We start from the raw sequence: 19,669 nt of genomic DNA, 5'->3' as shown, positions 1-19,669 counted from the left end.
ATAAGTGATGAATCTCGCGCTATCTTAACAGCATAGAAAAGTTTAACTCAGGGAACATCATGGGTCAGGAAACGTTTAAAATACTGGTTGTCGACGACGATGCACGTTTGCGTAGTCTGTTAGAGCGATATTTGCACGAGCAAGGCTTTCAGGTGCGGGTGGCTTCAGACGCCGAGCAAATGGATCGTCTACTAACGCGTGAAAACTATCATTTACTGGTACTTGACCTAATGTTACCGGGCGAGGACGGACTATCCATTTGTAAACGTCTGCGGCAAGCCAATAACACGATTCCTGTCATTATGCTCACAGCTAAAGGCGATGAGGTGGATCGTATCATTGGGTTGGAGCTCGGGGCGGATGACTACTTAGCCAAACCTTTTAACCCTCGCGAATTGCTCGCGCGTATTCGTGCAGTGTTGCGTCGTCGTGGTGTTGAAGCGCCAGGTGCGCCTTCGCAAGATGACCAAGAAATTACCTTTGGTACCTATCGACTTAACCTCGGAACACGAGAGATGTTTGACGGCGACACACCGATGCCACTCACCAGTGGCGAGTTTGCGGTGTTAAAGGCACTGGTGAGCCACCCGCGCGAACCTTTGTCACGAGATAAACTGATGAATTTGGCACGCGGTCGCGACTATAGTGCGCTCGAACGTTCGATTGATGTGCAAGTCTCGCGTTTACGCCGCATGCTCGAGGCTGACCCTGCCAAACCCCGCTATATTCAGACGGTATGGGGCTTGGGGTATGTATTCGTGCCCGATGGGAAACTGAAAAATTAATGAAACTGTTTCCTAAGTCGGCATTTGCCCGTACGGTTGGTTTGCTGGCGCTAGTTTTACTACTGAATCAAATAGTGTCTTATTTGATGGTGAGTAACTACGTGGTAAAGCCTTCTATTGAGCAAATGTCGCAGTTGGTCGCTAAGCAAATTCGAACGATGTTTATTAGCGACCGAGTCCTTTCGAATCAAAATGAATCACTCGCTGTCGCGTTTTATAACGCGACCGGTATTCGCGTGTTCTCCGATGAGCAAGCACAAAACGAAGGGCTCGACAAAACGACCTATTATGGCTACTTATCGAGTTTAATGTCTAAGCACCTCAATGGCCCAGCAGAGGTGCGAGTATCTCAAGGTCAAGCATTTTATATTTGGGTTAAACCGCCGCAAGCTCCGCGTTATTGGGTTCGGGTTCCATTAGAGAGTATTCACTCGGGCGAGTTTTCACCTTTGGTGGTGTATCTCATCGTTATCGGGGTGCTCAGCGTAATCGGCGGTATTTTGTTTGCCAATTGGCTCAACAGACCACTTAAAGCGTTAGAAACGGCTGCTCAGCAAGTGGGTCGAGGAGAGTTCCCAGAGCAGTTGAGCGAAAAGGGTGCGAGTGAAATTATGTCGGTGACTAAGGCATTTAATCAAATGTCACGTGGGATAAAAGAGCTAGAAAATGACCGTAATTTGCTGATGGCTGGGGTATCTCACGATCTAAGAACACCGCTGACGCGCATTCGTTTAGCGGCTGAAATGATGCCTGAGTCCGAAGACTATTTAGCTCAGGGAATCATTGAAGACATTGATGATATGAACGATATTATCGATCAGTTTATTGATTATGTGCGTCTTGACCAGCAGGAGAAAGCTTCACGCGAATCACTCAATGAACTACTCGAGCAGACACTGGCTAATTTGCCGGATAGCTGGGAAAAGACATTTAGTGCAGATCTCGGCGATTGTCCATTGGTGTGGGTCCGTCCGTTATCCATTAAACGTGTGGTTATCAATTTGTTAGAAAACGCCGAACGTTATGGAAACACAAAAGCATGTGTTCGTTCTGGCTATGATAAGCAGCGCAAAACCGTTTGGTTTTCGGTTTCTGACGATGGTCCCGGTATTCCTGAAGAGCAACAGCAAAACCTATTTCAGCCCTTTACTCAAGGCGATAAAGCGCGAGGGGGTGTGGGTTCTGGTTTAGGTTTGGCGATCATTAAGCGAATTGTTGATCGTCACAATGGTCGCATCACGCTAAAAAACCAAGCTGAGGGTGGGCTTTGCGTACGTATCGATTTACCACTTCGCAAAGCCCTTGCCGGCTAATTACCGAGTCTGTTGATACCATTCAATGCTGCAACGCGATAGGCTTCTGCCATGGTCGGATAATTAAAGGTTGTATTGACGAAGTAATCGACAGTATTACCTCCGTTTTTCTGTTCCATAATGGCTTGGCCAATGTGAATGATCTCTGAGGCGCGTTCACCAAAGCAATGTAGGCCCAGGATTTCACGCGACTCACGGTGGAATAAGATCTTCAAGCAGCCGACATCGTTGCCCGATATTTGAGCCCGCGCAAGATGCTTAAATTGAGCACGACCGACTTCGTAGGGTACCTTAGCTTCGGTTAGCTCTTCCTCGGATTTACCTACAGAACTGATTTCTGGAATGGTATAAATGCCTGTCGGGATATTAGAGATCAACGCTTTATCGCAGTTGCCATGAAGTAATGCAGTCGCGCAAATTCGACCCTGATCGTAGGCTGCACTCGCTAAACTTGGGTAGCCGATGATATCGCCCACCGCATAAATATTATCAACTTGGGTACGATAGTTTTCATCAACTTCGAGTTGACCACGATAGTTTGGCTTTAGACCCACTGCGTCACAATTCAGCGATTCGATATTACCTGAGCGTCCATTGGCAAATAATAAACAGTCGGCTTGCATCACTTTGCCTGATTTAGTCTTCAGCACAACCTTATCATCATAGCCGCGGATACTTTCGTACTCCTCATTATGTCGAATTACTACGCCGTTATTCCGCAAATGATAGCTCAGAGCGTCTGATATTTCGGCATCTAGAAATGAAAGTAAGCGCTCACGTTGGTTGATAAGGTCAACTTTCACACCCATACCGCGGAAAATGCTGGCATATTCACTACCGATAACACCTGCACCGTAAATCAAAATATTCTTTGGATCATGGTTGAGGCTCAACACGGTATCAGAGTCGTAAATACGAGGGTGGTCAAAATCAATATCATTGGGGTGGTACGGTCGCGAGCCCGTCGCGATAACGATTTGCTCGACATTTAAAAAGTCGAATGAGCCATCATTCTTAGTGACTTTCAAACGATTCTGATCGATGAACGAGGCATTCCCATGAATGACCGTAACATGATTACGGTCGTAGAAAGATGAGCGCAATTTAACCTGCTTGCGAATGACGCCTGACGCATAATGTAGGATCTGCGAAAACGTCATGCCACTTTGCCAACCCACACCCGTAAACAGCGGGCTGTTGTTATACTCGATGAGTCGGCTTACGGAGTGACGTAAAGCTTTTGATGGAATAGTCCCCCAGTGGGTACAACCACCACCAATTGAGTCGTGTCGTTCAATGACAGCTACCTTTTTGCCATTTTTGGCAAGCTGCATGGCGGCGCCTTCGCCTCCGGGTCCCGTCCCAATAACGGCAACATCAAAATTTGCTTCGGTTGCTTTATGCTTAGTCACCTTTCACCTCACTCCTGACCCTGCTTTAAATGCTGGTGCTATCATAACATTAGCGGCAGTTGTGCGCCTAATGTGAATATTTTTGTCATGCTTAGCACTGGCTTTAGCGGTTTGACGCGTTATAGTAGGGGAAGAACAGGAGGAGCAGTACATGGCATCACGACAAGTTCCTAAAGTACTTAAACGCGAAGTGGTTGCACAAAGTCGCTTGCTACGTATCGAAGCCGTTGATCTTAAATTTAGTAATGGTGAGCAGCGCCAATTTGAGCGTATGCAGGGCAGTGGCCGCGGTGCCGTCATGGTTGTCCCATTCGTCGATGACCAACATATCATGTTGATAAGAGAGTATGCTGCAGGGCTACACGACTACCAACTCGGCTTCCCTAAAGGGCTGATTGACCCGGGTGAATCACCAGAGCAAGCGGCTCAACGCGAACTCAAAGAAGAAATCGGATTTGGCTGTGAACAATTGAGCCGATTATCCGAAGTGACTATGGCGCCACAGTTTTTTTCAGCCAAGATGACGTTATTTACCGCGCGCTCACTTTACCCAGAACAGTTAGTCGGTGACGAACCAGAGCCGCTGGAGAAAGTAATTTGGTCGCTTGACGAGGTCGACCAACTATTAGCTCAACCCGATTTTACAGAGGCGCGCAGTGTGGCGGCTTTGTTAATGACTTTACGTCAACTAAAAAAATAAAGGTGTCAGCTGTGCAATTTAGCTTAAACGAGATTGCTGATAAGTTAGCCGAAGTCGCACGAGATGCAGGCCAGTTAGTTATGGAACTGTATGACAGTGGTGCGTTTGCGACGGCTGAGAAAGCCGATGAATCGCCAGTCACGACCGCGGATATTAAAGCCAGTGAGTTTATAATTGCGTCACTTAAACACGCCTTTCCCGATATTCCCGTGTTATCAGAGGAAAGCCGCCACGAAGCTTTGAGTACACGGGCAAAATGGTCGTCGTATTTTTTAATTGATCCCATTGATGGAACACAAGAGTTTATTGCACGCTCGGGCGATTTCGCGGTTAACATCGCTTACATTGAAGCTAGACAACCTGCCATTGGTGTCATTTACTGGCCGCCAGGTGAAACACTTTACTCAGCAATTCGTGAGCAAGGTGCTTATAAGCATGCATTAGGCGAGAAAAAAGCGATTTCGGTACGTCGGCTAGATGATCCGCATCATGATCCGTTAATTTTAGCAATTAGCCGTCGTCAACCACGACATAAAGTCATGGCGCGTGTCCAAACTGAGCGTGATATTCAGCCTTTGCCCACCGGAAGCTGCTCGTTAAAGGCCTGCTTTATTGCCGAGGGTAAGGCAGATTGTTTTTTGCGCTTAGGGCCTACCGGCGAGTGGGATACGGCCGCATCACAGGTGATTGTGACTGAAGCCGGCGGCAGTTTATTGAACGAGAATTTCGAGCCGATTACGTACAATGAGACCGAGAGTCTGCTAAACCCTAACTTTTACGTTTTGGGCGATCCCGAGGTGGATTGGCAAGCGGTCTTCATAGCTCATCCACCTAACTTTCGCTGATATCACCGGTGACAGAGTCCTTATCGACGATATCTACGGTTTCGTGCAGTTCAGAATAAACCAGTACGGCTTCACCTGCTTTTAAGCGCGACTGTAATTGTTCAACTTTGGTCTCCAAGCTGAGCTCGCGCTCACCGTAATCGGTGCCTTCGCGTAATATGACGGCTTCAATAATATTATTGAGAGTCTCACTATCTAACTCTTGCCACGGTATGATCATGCCTGCTCTACCTCCTGCTCGCTAACCCACTTAACGAGGCGTTTAGGTAACCAACTATAGAAACCGCGCTGGTAATCAACAAACCCCATATGCCCGCCGTGAGGCTGTCGCTCGTAATGGACGAAATTATTCATTTCGTGGGCTTGAGGCACCACATCGGAGCCTAAAAATGGGTCATCATCTGCGTGTACGATGAGTGTGGGTTGCTTAATGTACTTTAGAAACTGTTTGCCACTCGCGCGCTGATAATAGTCATGCACATCCTTAAACCCGTGTAGGGGCGCCGTCACTTTATCATCGAACTCTAAGAAACTCGTCATAGTGCTGACATCAATGTCTGCCATGGCTGGCCAATCGTGGAATACGCCGCGTTGTTGTTTAGTGGAAAATTTATATTTTAGTGGCGTGAGTAAGTATTTGCGATATAACTTAGAAAAACCGTGATCAATGCGTTTTGAGCAGCTCATCAAGTCAAGCGGGGCACAACAGATTGCCGCACTGCTGATAGCTTCAGCTGCGTCAGTACTCATTAGCTGCGCTAGCATATTACCACCTAAGCTGAAGCCGATGGCGTGGAACGAGCGCTGAGGATAGCGTTTTGCCAGCGCGTCAATTACGGCTTTAGGATCGCCAATGTCGCCCGAGTGATAGGCACGTGGTAGGCGATTAATCGGTGTTTTACCGCAGCCACGGAAGTGCATCACCACCGAATCGAAGCCTTGCTCAGCCAGCGTTTCCATGGTTTGCCAAATGTAAGGTGAATCCACCGAACCTTCGAGCCCATGGAATAGTATAACTAGAGGGCGACGGCTATCGGGTGCGGGCTGTTGATACCAACATAGTTCGATAAAATCACCGTCTGATAAAGCAAAAGTCTCCCATGTTCCGTACCATTTGCGCTTTCTGTAAATCAAGCGGGGTAATAGGGTTTGAAGGTGAGACGCGCGCAACCATGGGCGCGGGAGAAAACGCTGATTGTCGTTCATGAATCGGCTTCCTGCTCAAACTGTTCGGTCATTTCAGCGAGTGTACCCTCTGCTTCCATCCACCGCTCTTCCAAAGTCTCTTGTTCGGCTTGAAGTCGACGCTGTTCGGCCAGCAGTTTATTTAACGCGTCCTTTTTGTCGGTATCATAAATGCTGCTATCTGATAGGCCTTGATGAACAACCTCTAATGCGTCGGCAATTTTTTCCAGCTGCTGTTCAGATTGCGCGATCCTATCACGTAGTGGTTTTGTTGCCTTGCGAAACTCGGCTTCGCGACGCTTTTGTTCCTTTCGGTCGACTTTAACTTCTTTACCCGGGGTTGCCGTTGTCGTGCTTTTTTCACGCCGTTGTTTGGCTTGTTGCTCTAACCACGCGTGGTATTGGTCTAAGTCACCAGGAAAAGGCTCAACATGACCTTCATGAACTCGATAGAACTCATCGACCGTGGTACGCAGCAGGTGGCGATCGTGCGATACCACAATTAGCGCGCCCTCAAAGGCTTGTAACGCGTTGACTAAGGCGTCACGTAACCCAATATCTAAGTGGTTAGTGGGCTCATCGAGTAACAATAGATTGGGCTTTTGATAGATAATCAACGCCAGTGCTAATCGCGCCTTTTCGCCACCGGACATCGGTTCGACAGGAGCGAGTGCTTGGTCACCTGAAAAACCAAAGCCTCCAATAAAGTCTCGCAATTGTTGTTCTGTAGCTTGACTATCCAAACGCTGTAAATGCAATAAAGGCGATGCGTCGGGATCAAGGGCTTCTAATTGGTGTTGGGCGAAATAACCGACGGAGACGCCCTGACTGACTGTACGCTCTCCTGCAAGTGGCTCGAGCGAGCCAGACAGGGTTTTAATCAAGGTCGATTTACCTGCCCCGTTACGTCCAAGCAATCCCATGCGGGTGCCAGGTACTAGATTGAGCTTAATATTCTCAAGAATAACGGTGTCACCATAACCTGCTTTCACTTCGCGCATATTGATCAACGGGTTAGGTAATTTAGCCGGCGGTAAAAATTCAAAATCGATACCTCGCTCGGCCTGAAGGGGGGCTTGTACTGAGAGCTTTTCAATCGCTTTTAAGCGGCTTTGCGCCTGTTTTGCTTTGCTTGCTTTATAACGAAAGCGATCAACATAAGCCTGCATGTGCTTTTTAATAGCTTGCGCTTTCTCGTACTCACTTTGCTGTTGCATCAGGTGTTCGGCACGCTGATGTTCAAACTGTGAGTAGTTACCGGTGTAACTCGAGATGACTTGATTTTCCACATGGAGAATATCAGTGGCGACATTATCGAGAAAGTCACGATCGTGAGAAATAATAACCAACGTACCTGAGTAGCTCTTTAGCCATGACTCGAGCCAAAAAATAGCATCAACGTCCAGGTGGTTGGTAGGTTCATCCAATAACATCAAATCAGATGGCGCAATCAACGCTTGCGCTAAGTTCAGACGCATGCGCCAACCACCTGAAAAGGCACTTACTGGCTGCTCAATTTGTTCTGGGAGAAAGCCTAAACCATCGAGTAACATGGCTGCGCGTGAACGAATGTCATAAGCACCGAGCTGCGCCAATTGCTCATGACTATGGGCAATGGCATGGCCATCTCCCTCGGCCTCGGCAGTTTGCAAGGCCTGCTCGGCGACCCGGAAACTTTGATCGCCGTCCATCACATAATCAATCGCTGAGCGTGATAAGGCCGGTGTCTCCTGAGCAACACTGGCAATTCGCCACTCACTAGGTAGTTGCAACTCGCCCTCTTCAAGTTGTAACTCGTCACGAAAAAGCGCAAAGAGCGAGGATTTGCCACAGCCATTTTTACCAATCAGGCCGATCCGGTGTTGGGGAAAGATCGTAAAACTGGTATCCGAAAGCAGCGTTTTTCCGCCGCGCATTAATGAAATGTGATTGGCTTTTATCATGGTTAACGTCTATTCAATCCTCAACTGCGAGCGTGTATGGGCGTCTGCCAATTACGTGGGCTGACGGATATATCTATGGTAACATTGACCGAGTAGTTTATGACATAGGAGCTGCCGTGGCACGTCAAAAGAAACGATTTATTGCCGGTGCGACCTGTCCCAAGTGTGACAGTATGGACACCTTAATGCTGTTCATTGAGAACGATGTAGAACAGGTCGAATGTGTTCAGTGTAAACACCGCTTTAGTGAACCTAAGCAGCAGGGCACGGGTAGCGAACGCGAGTTCGATCAAGTGATTGGTGTATTTAAACCTGAATAAGTTAAGCGTCGCGTGGCAGTCCTTTACTGACAGCCCGCACTAAGCGCTTAAGCTGTTGCGTCACGTGCGCTGCTCCGCTACGTTGTCGGTCGAGCGCCCAGTCAATATGTTCTTGGACCATCTCTGAGACTTGGCCACTGCGCCATTCGAGCGCCTCAATGACATCAACGTCTGCTTGTGCATTACCCAGTGCAACTGCAATATTGCGTAACCAACATTCGTGACCAATTCGCCGTATCGGTGACCCTTGTAAACGCGCATTAAAAGTTTCCTCATCCCACTGCCATAGTGCGATTAATTCGGGTGTGTGTAGATAATGGCGTGGATTAAAATCGGCTTCGTCAGTCAATTGTGCGTATCGATTCCATGGACAAATGAGTTGGCAGTCGTCACAACCGTATATTCGGTTCCCCATGAGTGGGCGCAGTTCCTCGGGAATGCTGCCTTTTAATTCGATGGTTAAATAGGAAATGCAGCGTCGAGCGTCTAGTTCATAGGGAGCCACAATGGCTTGAGTAGGACAAATAGTCATACACGCCGAACAGCTACCACAGGCCTCTTCGACAGGGCTATCAATTGGCAGTGGTAAATTGATCAATAACTCTCCTAAGAAAAACCAAGAGCCACTGTCTTTATCGAGTATTAAGGTATGTTTACCGGTCCAGCCTAATCCTGCTTTCTCTGCCAAAGGGCGTTCTAGAATCGGTGCCGAGTCGACAAATGGGCGAAAGTCCGTATCAGCAAATTCGGCTTTTATTTTGTCGCCCAGTTGTTTGAGACGTTTACGTAGTAATTTGTGATAATCGCGTCCCAGCGCATAGCGTGATATGTAGCCGAGTCGGTCATTATTCAACGTTTTGGCAAAACCGGCTTCGGCGGGTAGGTAATTCATCCGAACCGAAATGGCCCGCACGGAGCCTGGATGAAGTTCCGCAGGTCGAGCGCGTAACATTCCATGACGCTCCATAAAGCCCATTTCGCCGTGATAGCCTTTATCCAACCATTTCTGTAAAGTAGCCTCATGCTTTTGCAAATCTAGATCGGTAATGCCGACTTTTTGAAAGCCCAGTGCTTGGCCCCACTGCTTGATTTTTTGGGCTAATTGTTCAAGTTCTGCCTGAGACAAACTAGAATGCATTGAAGAATTTGACATGATGTTGGGAGCTTAAACATGGAAACGTCAGGGTATGACAGTTTAGCACAGAGTTTGTATTGTGCCGAACAGCTACAACGCAGTGAAGCGCGTGCAGGGGAACTCGCTGGCTACAGCTTAGCTCAGCTCATGTCGTTGGCGGGACGAGCCGTGTTTGAACAGCTACAACACCATGTGAGTGAAGGTGCGCGTATTGCTGTGTGTTGTGGTGAGGGGAATAACGGCGGCGATGGTTATATCGTTGCTCGACTTGCTCATCAAGCCGGCTATAAAGTCGAACTTTATGCGCTTAAGCCCAATGCGGAACTGAATCAAGCAAGCAATCAACCAGCGATACAAGCGCGGCGAGCGTGCCGTGAGTTGGGGCTTGTTGAGTATCCATTGAACCAATGCTTATCACTATCGCCCGATATCATCGTTGACGCTGTTTTTGGTATCGGCCTCAGTCGGCCTATCGAAGGTGAGATAGCACAATGGGTTAGACAAGTGAATCAGGCACAAATACCCGTGATGGCTATCGATATCCCCTCGGGCATAAATGCCGATAATGGCTGTGTCATGGGTGAAGCGGTCGCGGCGCAAACAACCGTTACGATGATTGCCTACAAGCGCGGGCTATTTACGGGCGCCAGTCCTGCCTATGTGGGGCGCTTGTTGTTAGCCGATCTCGGTGTCGGTGAATATTTCGTAAAACTGGAACAGCCTGATTGGCGCCGGGTGGATGGGAGTCCTTATGGCTGGTTAGGCGACCGTGCAATGAATGCTCATAAAGGTGATCATGGTCACGTATTAATTGTTGGAGCGGGTTCAGGTATGCCAGGTGCGGGGATTTTAGCGATGCTTGCCGCATTACGTGGGGGAGCCGGGAAGGTGTCAGTTGCTTGTCACCCAAGTAATGTGGGCATTATTGCCAGCCAGCAACCTGAAGCGATGGTACATGGTATCGAACAACCCGAGCAATTAAATGAGCTATTGGAGGCCGCGACTTCAATCGTTATTGGTCCCGGGCTCGGACGCGACGAATGGGCCTATAAGATTTATCGAACCTGTATGGCTGTCAATACCTGCAAAGTGATAGATGCCGATGGATTATACTGGTTAGCGCAGGACCCTGTACAAAGTTCACAACTAATTTTGACCCCGCACCCGGGTGAAGCTGCGCGTCTTTTAAAATGTCGCACTCAAGATATTGAAAACAATCGATTCGAGCATGCGTTATTGCTCCATAATCAGTATCATGCACAAATCGTATTGAAGGGGGCGGGTAGCTTGATCAGCTCAACCCGAGGAAACTGGTTGGTCGACCGTGGCTCACCCGCGATGGCATCAGGTGGGATGGGTGACTGTCTTGCCGGCTTGGTCGGTGCGTTATTGGCACAAGGACTAGCGCCTGCACAAGCCCTTACAGCCGGTGTTTTTTGGCATGCAGTGGCGGGGGAAGTTGCCGGTGAAGTTGCGCCGCGAGGTACATTGGCGAGTGATTTAATGCCAATTATTCGTAAATTAGTGAACGGTTGGATGCCGGAGTAGTCGTAGAAAATGAATCAAACAGTTAAACACTTTCTTGCTGATGAAACAGCTACCCAGGCTTGGGCAGCGCGCTTAGCTGAGCACGCGAAAGCGCCATTGGTGATATTTTTAAATGGGCCGCTTGGCGCAGGGAAGACAGCAATCAGTCGTGGTTTCATTCAGGCGTTAGGTCACACAGGTGCTGTGAAAAGTCCAACGTATACACTGGTCGAACCCTATGAACTGGCTGACATTGCTATTTATCACTTTGATTTATATCGGCTTGCGGACCCGGAAGAGCTTGAATTTATGGGGATTCGCGACTATTTCTCGGAGCGTAGCATCAGTCTCGTTGAGTGGCCGGAACGCGGCGAAGGGTGGTTGCCGAAAGCCGATATTGTCATTAACCTAGATTATGAAAACGAGGGGCGACAGCTGGAATGCATCGCTCAAACGCCTGTGGGTGAACACATTGTCGCGCAATTAAAATAATGATGAAAACGCTATACCGTTCGATCACTGCTATATTTTTAGTATTCTTGATAAGCCCTGTGTGGGCTGCTCAGAATGCCATTGAAAGTGTGCGCGTTTGGCCATCACCTGATAAAACCCGTATTGTTTTTGATTTAAGCCAAGCGCCTGACTACAGCTATTTTAAATTATATCAAAGCTCACCCTATCGTATCGTTATTGACTTTAACGGTACCCAGTTAAGTGCAAATCTGAAAAACTTGGCGAATGAGTCGTTACTTGTCAACAAAGTACGAACAAGTACGCCTAAAAACGCGCAATCGACGCGTATCGTGATTGAACTCAACAAAACTGCAGAGTTTGAAATCTTCCCGTTGCCCGCCAACGAGCGTTATAACGATCGGTTAGTGGTGGACATTAAGGGCAAGTCAATTGAGCGTAGCGGCCCGGCAAAATCAATCGAGGAACTCAAGGATCGCAAAATCACAATAGCCGTAGATGCAGGTCACGGCGGCGATGATCCCGGCTCAATTGGTCCGAGTGGTACATACGAGAAAACGGTTGTTCTTAAAATCGCGCGTGCGTTAGCGAAAATGATTAATGATGATCCTGGTATGCAAGCCTACTTGGTGCGTACGGGCGATTATTACGTTGGTCTGAATGAGCGGCCACAGAAAGCGTGGGATGCTAAGGCAGATTTCTTTGTTTCCGTTCACGCAGATGCGTTCAGAACGCCGCAGCCGCGCGGTGGTTCAGTCTGGGTGCTGTCTAAACGGCGTGCCGACTCAGAAATTGGTCGTTGGCTCGAAACCCGCGAACGTCAGTCCGAATTACTAGGTGGCGCTGAGGCGATCATTCAGAGTAATAGTCATGAACCTTTCTTAGCGCAAACATTACTTGATATGTCGATGGACCGTTCTATCGCGGGAGCCTATAGTGCGGCTCGCCATATTATCGATGAGATGGGTAGTGTGACCAAAATGCATAAAACGGCACCGCAAGCCGCGAGTCTCGCGGTTTTGAAGTCGCCCGATAAACCCTCGATCTTGGTTGAAACGGGTTTTATTTCAAACCCAGGTGAAGAGCGTCTGCTACTGAGTAATAGCCATCAACAAAAGCTGGCGCGGGCGATTTATAATGGGATCAGACGTTACTTCATTAATAACCCCATTGAAAACACCCTGCTAGCGCAACAGGCGTCGATGGAGTACACGGTTAAGTCGGGTGATTCATTATCTGAAATCGCTGAACGCTATGGAACCACTGTCCGCGCGATTAAACGAGAAAACCAATTGCGCAGCGATGTGGTTAGAATTGGTCAAAAGCTTACAATACCGAGAGACTGATGCCGATAAAACAGTTACCGGTTGAGCTCGCTAACCAAATTGCCGCAGGTGAAGTCGTCGAGCGCCCCGCTTCAATCGTTAAAGAACTTATCGAAAATGCGCTTGACGCTGACGCGTCTCAGTTAATTATTGATATCGAAGCGGGTGGCGCTAAACGTATCCGCATTAGAGATAATGGTTCGGGTATTCCACATAATGAGCTTGCACTGGCCTTAAGCCGCCATGCAACCAGTAAGATAGCGGATATTGATGACTTAGAAGCGATCACCAGCTTAGGTTTCCGCGGCGAGGCGTTAGCCAGTATCAGTTCGGTATCACGTTTGCGCTTAGTGTCGAAACCCAGCGCACAGTCGGAAGCATGGCAAGCTTGGACGGAAGGCAAGGATATGCAGGTAAAAATTGAACCTGCGTCCCATCCGGACGGTACCACCGTCGACATCCAAGACGTGTTTTATAATACTCCAGCAAGACGCAAGTTTTTACGTACCGACAAGACTGAATTCGGCCATATCGACGAGGTTATCAAACGCATAGCGCTCAGCCGATGGGATGTTGATATTACGGTCAATCATAATGGTAAACGGGTGCGCCACTATCCCGCCGTAAGAGAACAGCAGCAGAGCCACTTGAGACGTCGGTTAGCTAAAGTATGTGGCTCAGCGTTCGCACAAGATGCGTTGTATTTTCAGCAGCAAGCGCACGATATTGAAATTGAAGGTTGGCTTGCTGCCCCCGAGCAATGCCGACATCAAGGGGATGTTCAGTATAGTTTCGTGAATGGTCGCATGATGAAAGATAAATTAATAAATCATGCCATTCGACAAGCGTATGAGACGTTCCTGACCGCTGAACGCGTGCCAACGTTTGCAATTTACCTCAGCCTGCCAGCCGATCAAGTTGACGTAAACGTACATCCTGCAAAGCATGAAGTCCGCTTTCATCAGCAGCGACAGATACATGACTTTATTTTGCAGACGGTCAAACAGTTACTGTTTAGTCACAGTCAAACGCAAGTTCAGATTGAGGATATAGAGCGGCATGACACTCACTCAACTGAGACACCACTTTATCCCAATCACAGTCAAACAGCGACTCATCAATATCAGCGTTCGTCAGAGTCGGCGCAGCGCTCATCGGCATCTCACCTTACAGCACGTGAGCCCAGAGTAGCTAAAACGGCGCCCAATACTAAGGGGCTGGGTGCAACAATTCTACCAAACGCCGTTCAGCTCGACAGCGATGCCAGACAATGGCGTGTAGTCGATGTATTTAAAGGTTGTTTCGCGCTGATTCGGCGTGATGAACAAGCGGCTTGGCTTGACCTTATTGGTGTTCAAAGGAAGATACTGGTCCCGCAAATAAAGCAGCAGTTTCAACAAGGGATGGCGGGTCAGCCTCTGTTGGTTGAGCAAAAAATCAATTTAAGCGACACGCCGTGGCAGAAAAAGCAGGTACTTCAGTACAGCGAAGCCTTGGCGCAGTGTGGTGTAAAATTTTATTGGCAAGGGTCGGCGCTTATCGTAGAACAAATGCCTTCGATGTTGAGGCGTAAGCATATTTCGAACAGTGTGTTACAGCTACTCAGCGCCTGTGAACACGGTACAGCTGCAATCATCGAACTACTTGCTGATGCTGCCGCTGAATCATCGTTATCTAAGTCGCAAGCAGACTACTGGTGCCAACAATGGCAACGTCAGCTTAATAGTACGGCAGTACTGCTTCACGAAATCAAGGTACCGCATATTAATGAAGCCTGAGACAAGTCCTGCGGTTATCTGTATTTATGGACCGACCGCTGCAGGGAAAACCGCGTTATCAATTGACTTAGCGCAACAGATCGATGGTGAGATTATCTCTGTTGACTCTGCTTTAGTTTATCGTGGCATGGATATTGGTACGGCAAAGCCGACGCTCGAGGAGCGCCAGGGCGTTGCACACCACTTAATTGATATTTGCGATCCGGCAGAAACCTATTCCGCATCTGAGTTTCGAAGTGATGCCACCGCGTTAATTGATGATATTTTGAAACGTCATCGTACGCCGATACTTATTGGTGGCACGATGCTGTATTTTAAAGCGCTGTTGGAGGGAATGTCGGCGCTGCCAGAGTCCGATGCCAGTATTCGCCAACAATTGCAGGCTGAACTCGATTCGCATGGGTTGGCGGCGCTTCACCAAAGATTAGCCCAAGTCGATTCCGATGCAGCAGCCAGAATTCATCCGAATGACCCTCAGCGCACGTTACGTGCGTTGGAGGTGTATCAGCTGGCTGGCAAACCTATGACGCAGTTAGTTAAGCAACGGCAAGGTGCGCTAAATTATCCTGTTTACCAATTTGCGGTTGCGCCGCAGCAGCGAGCAACATTGCATGAGCGCATAGCTAGGCGTTTTGAGCTAATGCTAGCAGAGGGTTTTCAACACGAAGTTGAAGCACTGTTCGAACGCAAGGACCTCCATCCAGACTTACCCTCAATCCGCAGTGTGGGCTACCGCCAGATGTGGCAATATTTATCGGGGGAGCTGAATTATCAAGAAATGAAAGAACGCGGGATTATTGCTACGAGACAGCTTGCAAAACGTCAGTTAACGTGGCTACGCGGCTGGCCAGATGTGCACTGGCTGGATACTTTCGCCCATGATAAACTCGATCAGGTACGATCGCGGCTGCAACGGCCAACCGAAAAGTTTTCGGTAAAAGATTGAAAAATAAAGAATCGCCCTAAGATCAAAGTTTGAGAATGCAGCGTATGTTATGGCATGTTTAAGTTGCAAAATTTTACCGTTGGTCTAGGGTGAGTAGTAGGTTTCTACCAGTTAACTGACCACTCAATTGACTTGGATATTAATAACAAAAAAAGGAATCCGCCATGGCGAAAGGGCAAACGCTTCAAGATCCGTTTTTAAACGCACTACGTCGCGAGAGAGTACCTGTATCGATTTATCTTGTAAACGGTATCAAATTACAAGGTCAAATTGAGTCGTTTGATCAGTTTGTTGTGTTGTTGAAGAATACTGTAAGCCAAATGGTATACAAACATGCCATTTCAACGGTTGTACCGGCACGTATTCCGCAAAACTACCTGCCTCAGCAAGGTGTACACAATCAAGGTGATATTGAAGAATAAATTAAATTGAGGAGGTCTACACACGTTGTTCGACAGATATGAAGGTGGCGATTATGCCGTATTGGTCCACATGGACCTACCCGCCGAAGTCGATAGAGAAGACCTCTCTGAACTTCATTTGTTAGCTAGCTCAGCAGGCGTTGAAACGCTGGGTGTTGTGACGGCTTGTCGCAGTGCACCGAACCCAAAATATTTTGTGGGAAGTGGAAAAGCAGAAGAAATCGCCGAACAAGTTCAGGCGTTAGAAGCTAATATTGTCATTTTTAACCACGCCTTATCGCCGACTCAAGAGCGCAACCTCGAGAAGATCTGCAAATGTCGTGTATTGGATCGTACCGGTCTAATACTGGACATTTTTGCGCAACGAGCGCGCACCCACGAAGGTAAATTACAAGTTGAGTTAGCCCAGTTGCGGCATATTTCTACGCGTTTGGTACGCGGTTGGACTCACTTAGAACGCCAAAAAGGCGGGATCGGCTTACGCGGACCTGGTGAGACGCAGTTGGAAACTGACCGGCGTTTAATTCGGGGTCGAATTAAAAACATTCTGCGGCGTTTAGAGAAAGTGCAAAAGCAGCGTGAGCAGGGTCGACGAGCGCGCCAACGTGCCGAAATTCCAACAGTCAGTTTAGTCGGCTATACTAACGCAGGGAAATCAACCTTGTTCAATACGATGACCGAGTCTGGCGTGTATGCAGCCGACCAATTGTTCGCAACTCTTGATCCCACGTTACGGAAACTAGAAATAGAAGATGTCGGCCGTATTATTCTCGCTGACACTGTGGGTTTTATCCGTCATCTACCTCACGACTTGGTTGCAGCATTTAAGGCGACATTACAAGAGACGCAAGAGGCGGATATTCTTTTGCATGTCGTGGATGTAGCCGACGAGCAGCAACAAAGCAATATTGAGCAGGTTACCGAGGTGCTGACAGAAATCGATGCGGGGGAAGTGCCCCAGTTAATGATTTGCAACAAAATTGATAAACTGGAAGATTCAACGCCGCGTATTGATAGAGATGATGAAGGGAAGCCCATTCGTGTGTGGGTTTCTGCTCAAGTAAACATAGGCATTGAGTTAATTTTCGAGGCGTTAAAAGAGCGACTCGGACCGCAAATGGTCAAATTAAGCTTAAAATTGCCACCATCTATGGGTAAACTGCGTGGTACGCTATATCAACTTAATAGTGTTTCAGCAGAACGTATCGATGAGCAAGGTGCATTAGAACTCGATATAAAAATGTCGGTTGTGGACTGGAACAAATTGCAGAAAGAATACGACAATCGACTCGACAACTATATTCAGTAATCGTTTTTTTAACTTTAACGGAGTCATCCATGGCATGGAACCAACCGGGTAACGGCGGTAACAAAGACCGCGACCCATGGAAAAACCAAGGGGGCAATGATCAAGGGCCCCCGGATCTTGACGAGGCACTACGTAAGTTTTTCGCCAAGTTGGGTCTAGGTGGAAATAAAGGTAACGGCGGTAGCGGCAAATCTGGTATTCCTGCAAAGGGCATCGGAATTATTGCGATTCTCGCTGTTATTATTTGGTTTATCGCTGGTTTTTACACAGTGAAAGAAGCAGACCGGGGCGTGGTACTGCGCTTTGGTAATTTTCACACGCTGGTCGAGTCAGGGTTGCATTGGCGTCCTGTGTTTGTCGATACCGTTGAGCATGTTGATGTTAACAATATCCGCTCGGATAGCACCGAAGGCTTTATGTTGACCCAAGACGAAAACGTCGTAGTGGTACAACTCGATGTGCAGTATCGCGTCGTCGATCCACGCAACTACTTGTTCAACGTCGATAACGCAGACCAAGTATTGTCACGCGCGACCGATAGTGCGTTACGTTACGTGGTAGGTCATACGACGATGGATGAAGTGCTAACACGCGGTCGTGAGGACGTTCGTGCGCGTACCCTGGATTTACTTGAACGTACCATTGACCCGTATTCAATGGGACTGCAAATCGTTGATATCAATTTGCTACCAGCGCGTCCGCCAGAAGAGGTTAAAGAAGCCTTTGATGACGCAATCGCTGCACAAGAGGATGAAGAACGCTTTATCCGTGAAGCGGAAGCGTATGCGCGTGAAGTCGAGCCGTTGGCGCGTGGTCAAGTACGTCGTATGCTGCAAGAAGCGCAAGCGTACAAAGAGCAGATCATCCTAGAGGCTCAAGGTGAAGTGGCTCGCTTTAACGAACTGCTACCGCAGTACGAAAACGCGCCGCAAGTAACGCGTGAGCGTATCTACTTAGATACCTTGCAAGACCTCTACGCAAAAACACCGAAAGTGTTGGTCGATGTTGAGGGTAGCAATAACATGATGTACTTACCGCTCGACAAGATTCTCGAAAAGCAAGGAAGAAAGGTTAATGACCTATCGCCTTTGCGTGTACCAACCGACTCAAACATGAATCAATCGCGCAACAGCGCAAATGGCTCGAGCAATTCGACTGATTCGGGTCGTACAAATACGCGTGGCGGGGGTCGATAATTATGAAAAATTTAATCGCAATTATTGTAGTAGTACTCGTCGCTTTGGGTTTGTCGTCTCTTTATGTCGTTAAAGAGGGTGAGCGCGCAATTCTTATTCAATTTGGTAAGGTTGAGCGTAATGCCGAGACAGGCGAAGCTATGGTTTTCGAGCCAGGGTTGCATTTCAAAATACCGTTTATTGAGCAAGTCAAACGCTTAGACGCACGTTTGCAAACGCTTGATGGCGACCCTGACCGTTTTGTTACCAGTGAGAAAAAGGATTTGATCGTTGACACTTACGTGATGTGGCGTATCAACGACTTCTCGACTTTCTATCTGAGTACCAATGGCGGTAACAAAGTGCAAGCTGAAGCGTTGCTAACGCGTCGTATCAACAGCGGATTACGCAGCGAATTTGGTAGCCGTACTATTTCAGATATCGTCTCAGGTGAGCGTGACGAATTGATGCGTGAAGCCCTTATTAAAGGTGCTGAGAGTGCGTCTGACTTAGGTGTAGAAGTTATTGATGTACGTGTGATGCAGATTAACCTACCTGATGAAGTCAGTCAGTCTATCTACCAGCGGATGCGCGCAGAACGTCAAGCAGTCGCCACTGAGCACCGCTCAGAGGGTCGTGAGCAAGCCGAAATTATTCGTGCTGATGTGGATGCACGCGTAACCGTTATGTTAGCAGATGCTAAGCGCCAATCTCGCCAACTACGGGGTGAAGGTGATGCGCAAGCAGCGAAGATTTATGCGGACTCTTATCAACAAGATCCAGAGTTCTTTGCATTCATTCGTAGCATGCAAGCATACAGTGAATCCTTCAGCTCGGGGTCGGATGTACTCGTGCTTGATGCGGAGAGTGATTTCTTCCGCTACCTTCAGGATATTCAAGGCGAACCGAAAGAGTAAGCCCAAGCAAATCGAAGCCCGCGTTATCGCGGGCTTTTTTATGTCCATATACAAACCGAACGCAACAGGGTAAAATTACGTCGATTTTTTTTAAGCGGGGCAAACATGAGTCAAAACGTCGTGATTCTAGGCACCCAATGGGGTGACGAAGGTAAAGGTAA

General features: G+C 48.1%; 19 protein-coding genes. 14 read left to right on the top strand and 5 right to left on the bottom strand.

The features are described 5' to 3' along the window. Positions 1-59 precede the first annotated feature (59 nt). The gene (gene ompR / locus B2X00_RS08445) at positions 60-785 is read left to right on the top strand and encodes a two-component system response regulator OmpR (protein WP_071462986.1); all 726 of its coding nucleotides are present in this window, start codon (positions 60-62) and stop codon (positions 783-785) included. Beyond that, the gene (envZ, locus tag B2X00_RS08440) at positions 785-2,098 is read left to right on the top strand and encodes a two-component system sensor histidine kinase EnvZ (RefSeq protein WP_290487146.1); all 1,314 of its coding nucleotides are present in this window, start codon (positions 785-787) and stop codon (positions 2,096-2,098) included. The genes ompR and envZ overlap by 1 nt, the downstream gene beginning before the upstream one ends. Here envZ and sthA read toward each other — a convergent pair. Continuing rightward, the gene (gene sthA, locus B2X00_RS08435; RefSeq protein WP_071462988.1) at positions 2,095-3,510 is read right to left on the bottom strand and encodes a Si-specific NAD(P)(+) transhydrogenase; all 1,416 of its coding nucleotides are present in this window, start codon (positions 3,508-3,510) and stop codon (positions 2,095-2,097) included. The two genes, envZ and sthA, sit on opposite strands and share 4 nt — an antisense overlap. 151 nt (positions 3,511-3,661) lie before the next feature. Here sthA and nudE point away from each other — a divergent pair, with 151 nt between their 5' ends. Both nudE and cysQ read left to right on the top strand, forming a co-directional pair. Beyond that, complete coding sequence (gene nudE / locus B2X00_RS08430; protein WP_290487145.1) at positions 3,662-4,210, top strand: ADP compounds hydrolase NudE; 549 nt, start codon at positions 3,662-3,664, stop codon at positions 4,208-4,210. 11 nt (positions 4,211-4,221) lie between these two features. Then, positions 4,222-5,055: a 3'(2'),5'-bisphosphate nucleotidase CysQ gene (cysQ, locus tag B2X00_RS08425; protein ID WP_290487144.1), complete on the top strand. Its 834-nt coding sequence runs from the start codon at positions 4,222-4,224 to the stop codon at positions 5,053-5,055. On the opposite strand, the gene B2X00_RS08420 is transcribed toward cysQ, so the two are convergent. From B2X00_RS08420 to B2X00_RS08410, 3 genes are read right to left on the bottom strand one after another with little or no spacing between them, the layout of a single operon-like run. Continuing rightward, positions 5,042-5,275, bottom strand: a complete 234-nt coding sequence (locus B2X00_RS08420; protein WP_290487143.1) for a YheU family protein — start codon at positions 5,273-5,275, stop codon at positions 5,042-5,044. The two genes, cysQ and B2X00_RS08420, sit on opposite strands and share 14 nt — an antisense overlap. Beyond that, entirely contained in the window at positions 5,272-6,261 is a 990-nt protein-coding gene (locus B2X00_RS08415) for a hydrolase (protein ID WP_290487142.1), read from the bottom strand. The genes B2X00_RS08420 and B2X00_RS08415 overlap by 4 nt, the downstream gene beginning before the upstream one ends. Then, complete coding sequence (locus tag B2X00_RS08410; protein WP_290487141.1) at positions 6,258-8,183, bottom strand: ATP-binding cassette domain-containing protein; 1,926 nt, start codon at positions 8,181-8,183, stop codon at positions 6,258-6,260. Before B2X00_RS08410 ends, B2X00_RS08415 begins: the two co-directional genes overlap by 4 nt. Positions 8,184-8,299: 116 nt before the next feature. Here B2X00_RS08410 and B2X00_RS08405 point away from each other — a divergent pair, with 116 nt between their 5' ends. Continuing rightward, the gene (locus tag B2X00_RS08405; protein WP_290487140.1) at positions 8,300-8,503 is read left to right on the top strand and encodes a YheV family putative zinc ribbon protein; all 204 of its coding nucleotides are present in this window, start codon (positions 8,300-8,302) and stop codon (positions 8,501-8,503) included. 1 nt (position 8,504) lies between these two features. Here the strand turns inward: B2X00_RS08405 and queG are convergent, their stop codons facing one another. Then, positions 8,505-9,656, bottom strand: coding sequence for a tRNA epoxyqueuosine(34) reductase QueG (gene queG, locus B2X00_RS08400; RefSeq protein ID WP_290487139.1), 1,152 nt, complete (start codon positions 9,654-9,656; stop codon positions 8,505-8,507). An 18-nt stretch (positions 9,657-9,674) separates the two neighbouring features. Here queG and B2X00_RS08395 point away from each other — a divergent pair, with 18 nt between their 5' ends. The 9 genes from B2X00_RS08395 to hflC all read left to right on the top strand — a co-directional run bounded on the left by B2X00_RS08395 (position 9,675) and on the right by hflC (position 19,508). Beyond that, complete coding sequence (locus tag B2X00_RS08395; RefSeq protein ID WP_290487138.1) at positions 9,675-11,186, top strand: NAD(P)H-hydrate dehydratase; 1,512 nt, start codon at positions 9,675-9,677, stop codon at positions 11,184-11,186. 9 nt (positions 11,187-11,195) lie between these two features. Then, the gene (tsaE, locus tag B2X00_RS08390; RefSeq protein ID WP_290487137.1) at positions 11,196-11,657 is read left to right on the top strand and encodes a tRNA (adenosine(37)-N6)-threonylcarbamoyltransferase complex ATPase subunit type 1 TsaE; all 462 of its coding nucleotides are present in this window, start codon (positions 11,196-11,198) and stop codon (positions 11,655-11,657) included. Further along, on the top strand, positions 11,657-12,982 hold the full coding sequence (locus B2X00_RS08385) for an N-acetylmuramoyl-L-alanine amidase (RefSeq protein WP_290487136.1): 1,326 nt from the start codon (positions 11,657-11,659) through the stop codon (positions 12,980-12,982). Before tsaE ends, B2X00_RS08385 begins: the two co-directional genes overlap by 1 nt. Further along, the gene (gene mutL / locus B2X00_RS08380; RefSeq protein ID WP_290487135.1) at positions 12,982-14,739 is read left to right on the top strand and encodes a DNA mismatch repair endonuclease MutL; all 1,758 of its coding nucleotides are present in this window, start codon (positions 12,982-12,984) and stop codon (positions 14,737-14,739) included. Before B2X00_RS08385 ends, mutL begins: the two co-directional genes overlap by 1 nt. After that, positions 14,729-15,685: a tRNA (adenosine(37)-N6)-dimethylallyltransferase MiaA gene (gene miaA, locus B2X00_RS08375; protein ID WP_290487134.1), complete on the top strand. Its 957-nt coding sequence runs from the start codon at positions 14,729-14,731 to the stop codon at positions 15,683-15,685. Before mutL ends, miaA begins: the two co-directional genes overlap by 11 nt. Before the next feature lie 164 nt (positions 15,686-15,849). Beyond that, the gene (gene hfq, locus B2X00_RS08370; RefSeq protein ID WP_006953800.1) at positions 15,850-16,107 is read left to right on the top strand and encodes an RNA chaperone Hfq; all 258 of its coding nucleotides are present in this window, start codon (positions 15,850-15,852) and stop codon (positions 16,105-16,107) included. 25 nt (positions 16,108-16,132) lie between these two features. Further along, complete coding sequence (gene hflX, locus B2X00_RS08365; protein ID WP_290487133.1) at positions 16,133-17,416, top strand: ribosome rescue GTPase HflX; 1,284 nt, start codon at positions 16,133-16,135, stop codon at positions 17,414-17,416. Between the two features lie 29 nt (positions 17,417-17,445). Then, positions 17,446-18,612, top strand: coding sequence for an FtsH protease activity modulator HflK (gene hflK, locus B2X00_RS08360; protein WP_290487132.1), 1,167 nt, complete (start codon positions 17,446-17,448; stop codon positions 18,610-18,612). A gap of 2 nt (positions 18,613-18,614) precedes the next feature. Continuing rightward, positions 18,615-19,508 carry a protease modulator HflC gene (gene hflC, locus B2X00_RS08355; protein WP_290487131.1) on the top strand — a complete coding sequence of 298 codons (894 nt, stop codon included), beginning with the start codon at positions 18,615-18,617 and terminating at the stop codon, positions 19,506-19,508. Positions 19,509-19,669: the final 161 nt, after the last annotated feature.

The sequence above is a fragment of the Idiomarina sp. UBA3162 genome (assembly GCF_002364475.1).
GTDB lineage: Bacteria > Pseudomonadota > Gammaproteobacteria > Enterobacterales > Alteromonadaceae > Idiomarina.
This window is presented reverse-complemented; position numbering and strand designations above follow the sequence as displayed.

Coding starts and splice junctions, on each gene's coding strand:
- mutL (WP_290487135.1), top strand. CDS start 12,982: ATGCCGATAAAACAGTTACCGGTTGAGCTCGCTAACCAAATTGCCGCA.
- B2X00_RS08410 (WP_290487141.1), bottom strand. CDS start 8,183: ATGATAAAAGCCAATCACATTTCATTAATGCGCGGCGGAAAAACGCTG.
- miaA (WP_290487134.1), top strand. CDS start 14,729: ATGAAGCCTGAGACAAGTCCTGCGGTTATCTGTATTTATGGACCGACC.
- B2X00_RS08395 (WP_290487138.1), top strand. CDS start 9,675: ATGGAAACGTCAGGGTATGACAGTTTAGCACAGAGTTTGTATTGTGCC.
- hfq (WP_006953800.1), top strand. CDS start 15,850: ATGGCGAAAGGGCAAACGCTTCAAGATCCGTTTTTAAACGCACTACGT.
- hflK (WP_290487132.1), top strand. CDS start 17,446: ATGGCATGGAACCAACCGGGTAACGGCGGTAACAAAGACCGCGACCCA.
- hflC (WP_290487131.1), top strand. CDS start 18,615: ATGAAAAATTTAATCGCAATTATTGTAGTAGTACTCGTCGCTTTGGGT.
- B2X00_RS08385 (WP_290487136.1), top strand. CDS start 11,657: ATGATGAAAACGCTATACCGTTCGATCACTGCTATATTTTTAGTATTC.
- nudE (WP_290487145.1), top strand. CDS start 3,662: ATGGCATCACGACAAGTTCCTAAAGTACTTAAACGCGAAGTGGTTGCA.
- B2X00_RS08420 (WP_290487143.1), bottom strand. CDS start 5,275: ATGATCATACCGTGGCAAGAGTTAGATAGTGAGACTCTCAATAATATT.
- envZ (WP_290487146.1), top strand. CDS start 785: ATGAAACTGTTTCCTAAGTCGGCATTTGCCCGTACGGTTGGTTTGCTG.
- tsaE (WP_290487137.1), top strand. CDS start 11,196: ATGAATCAAACAGTTAAACACTTTCTTGCTGATGAAACAGCTACCCAG.
- queG (WP_290487139.1), bottom strand. CDS start 9,656: ATGTCAAATTCTTCAATGCATTCTAGTTTGTCTCAGGCAGAACTTGAA.
- ompR (WP_071462986.1), top strand. CDS start 60: ATGGGTCAGGAAACGTTTAAAATACTGGTTGTCGACGACGATGCACGT.
- B2X00_RS08415 (WP_290487142.1), bottom strand. CDS start 6,261: ATGAACGACAATCAGCGTTTTCTCCCGCGCCCATGGTTGCGCGCGTCT.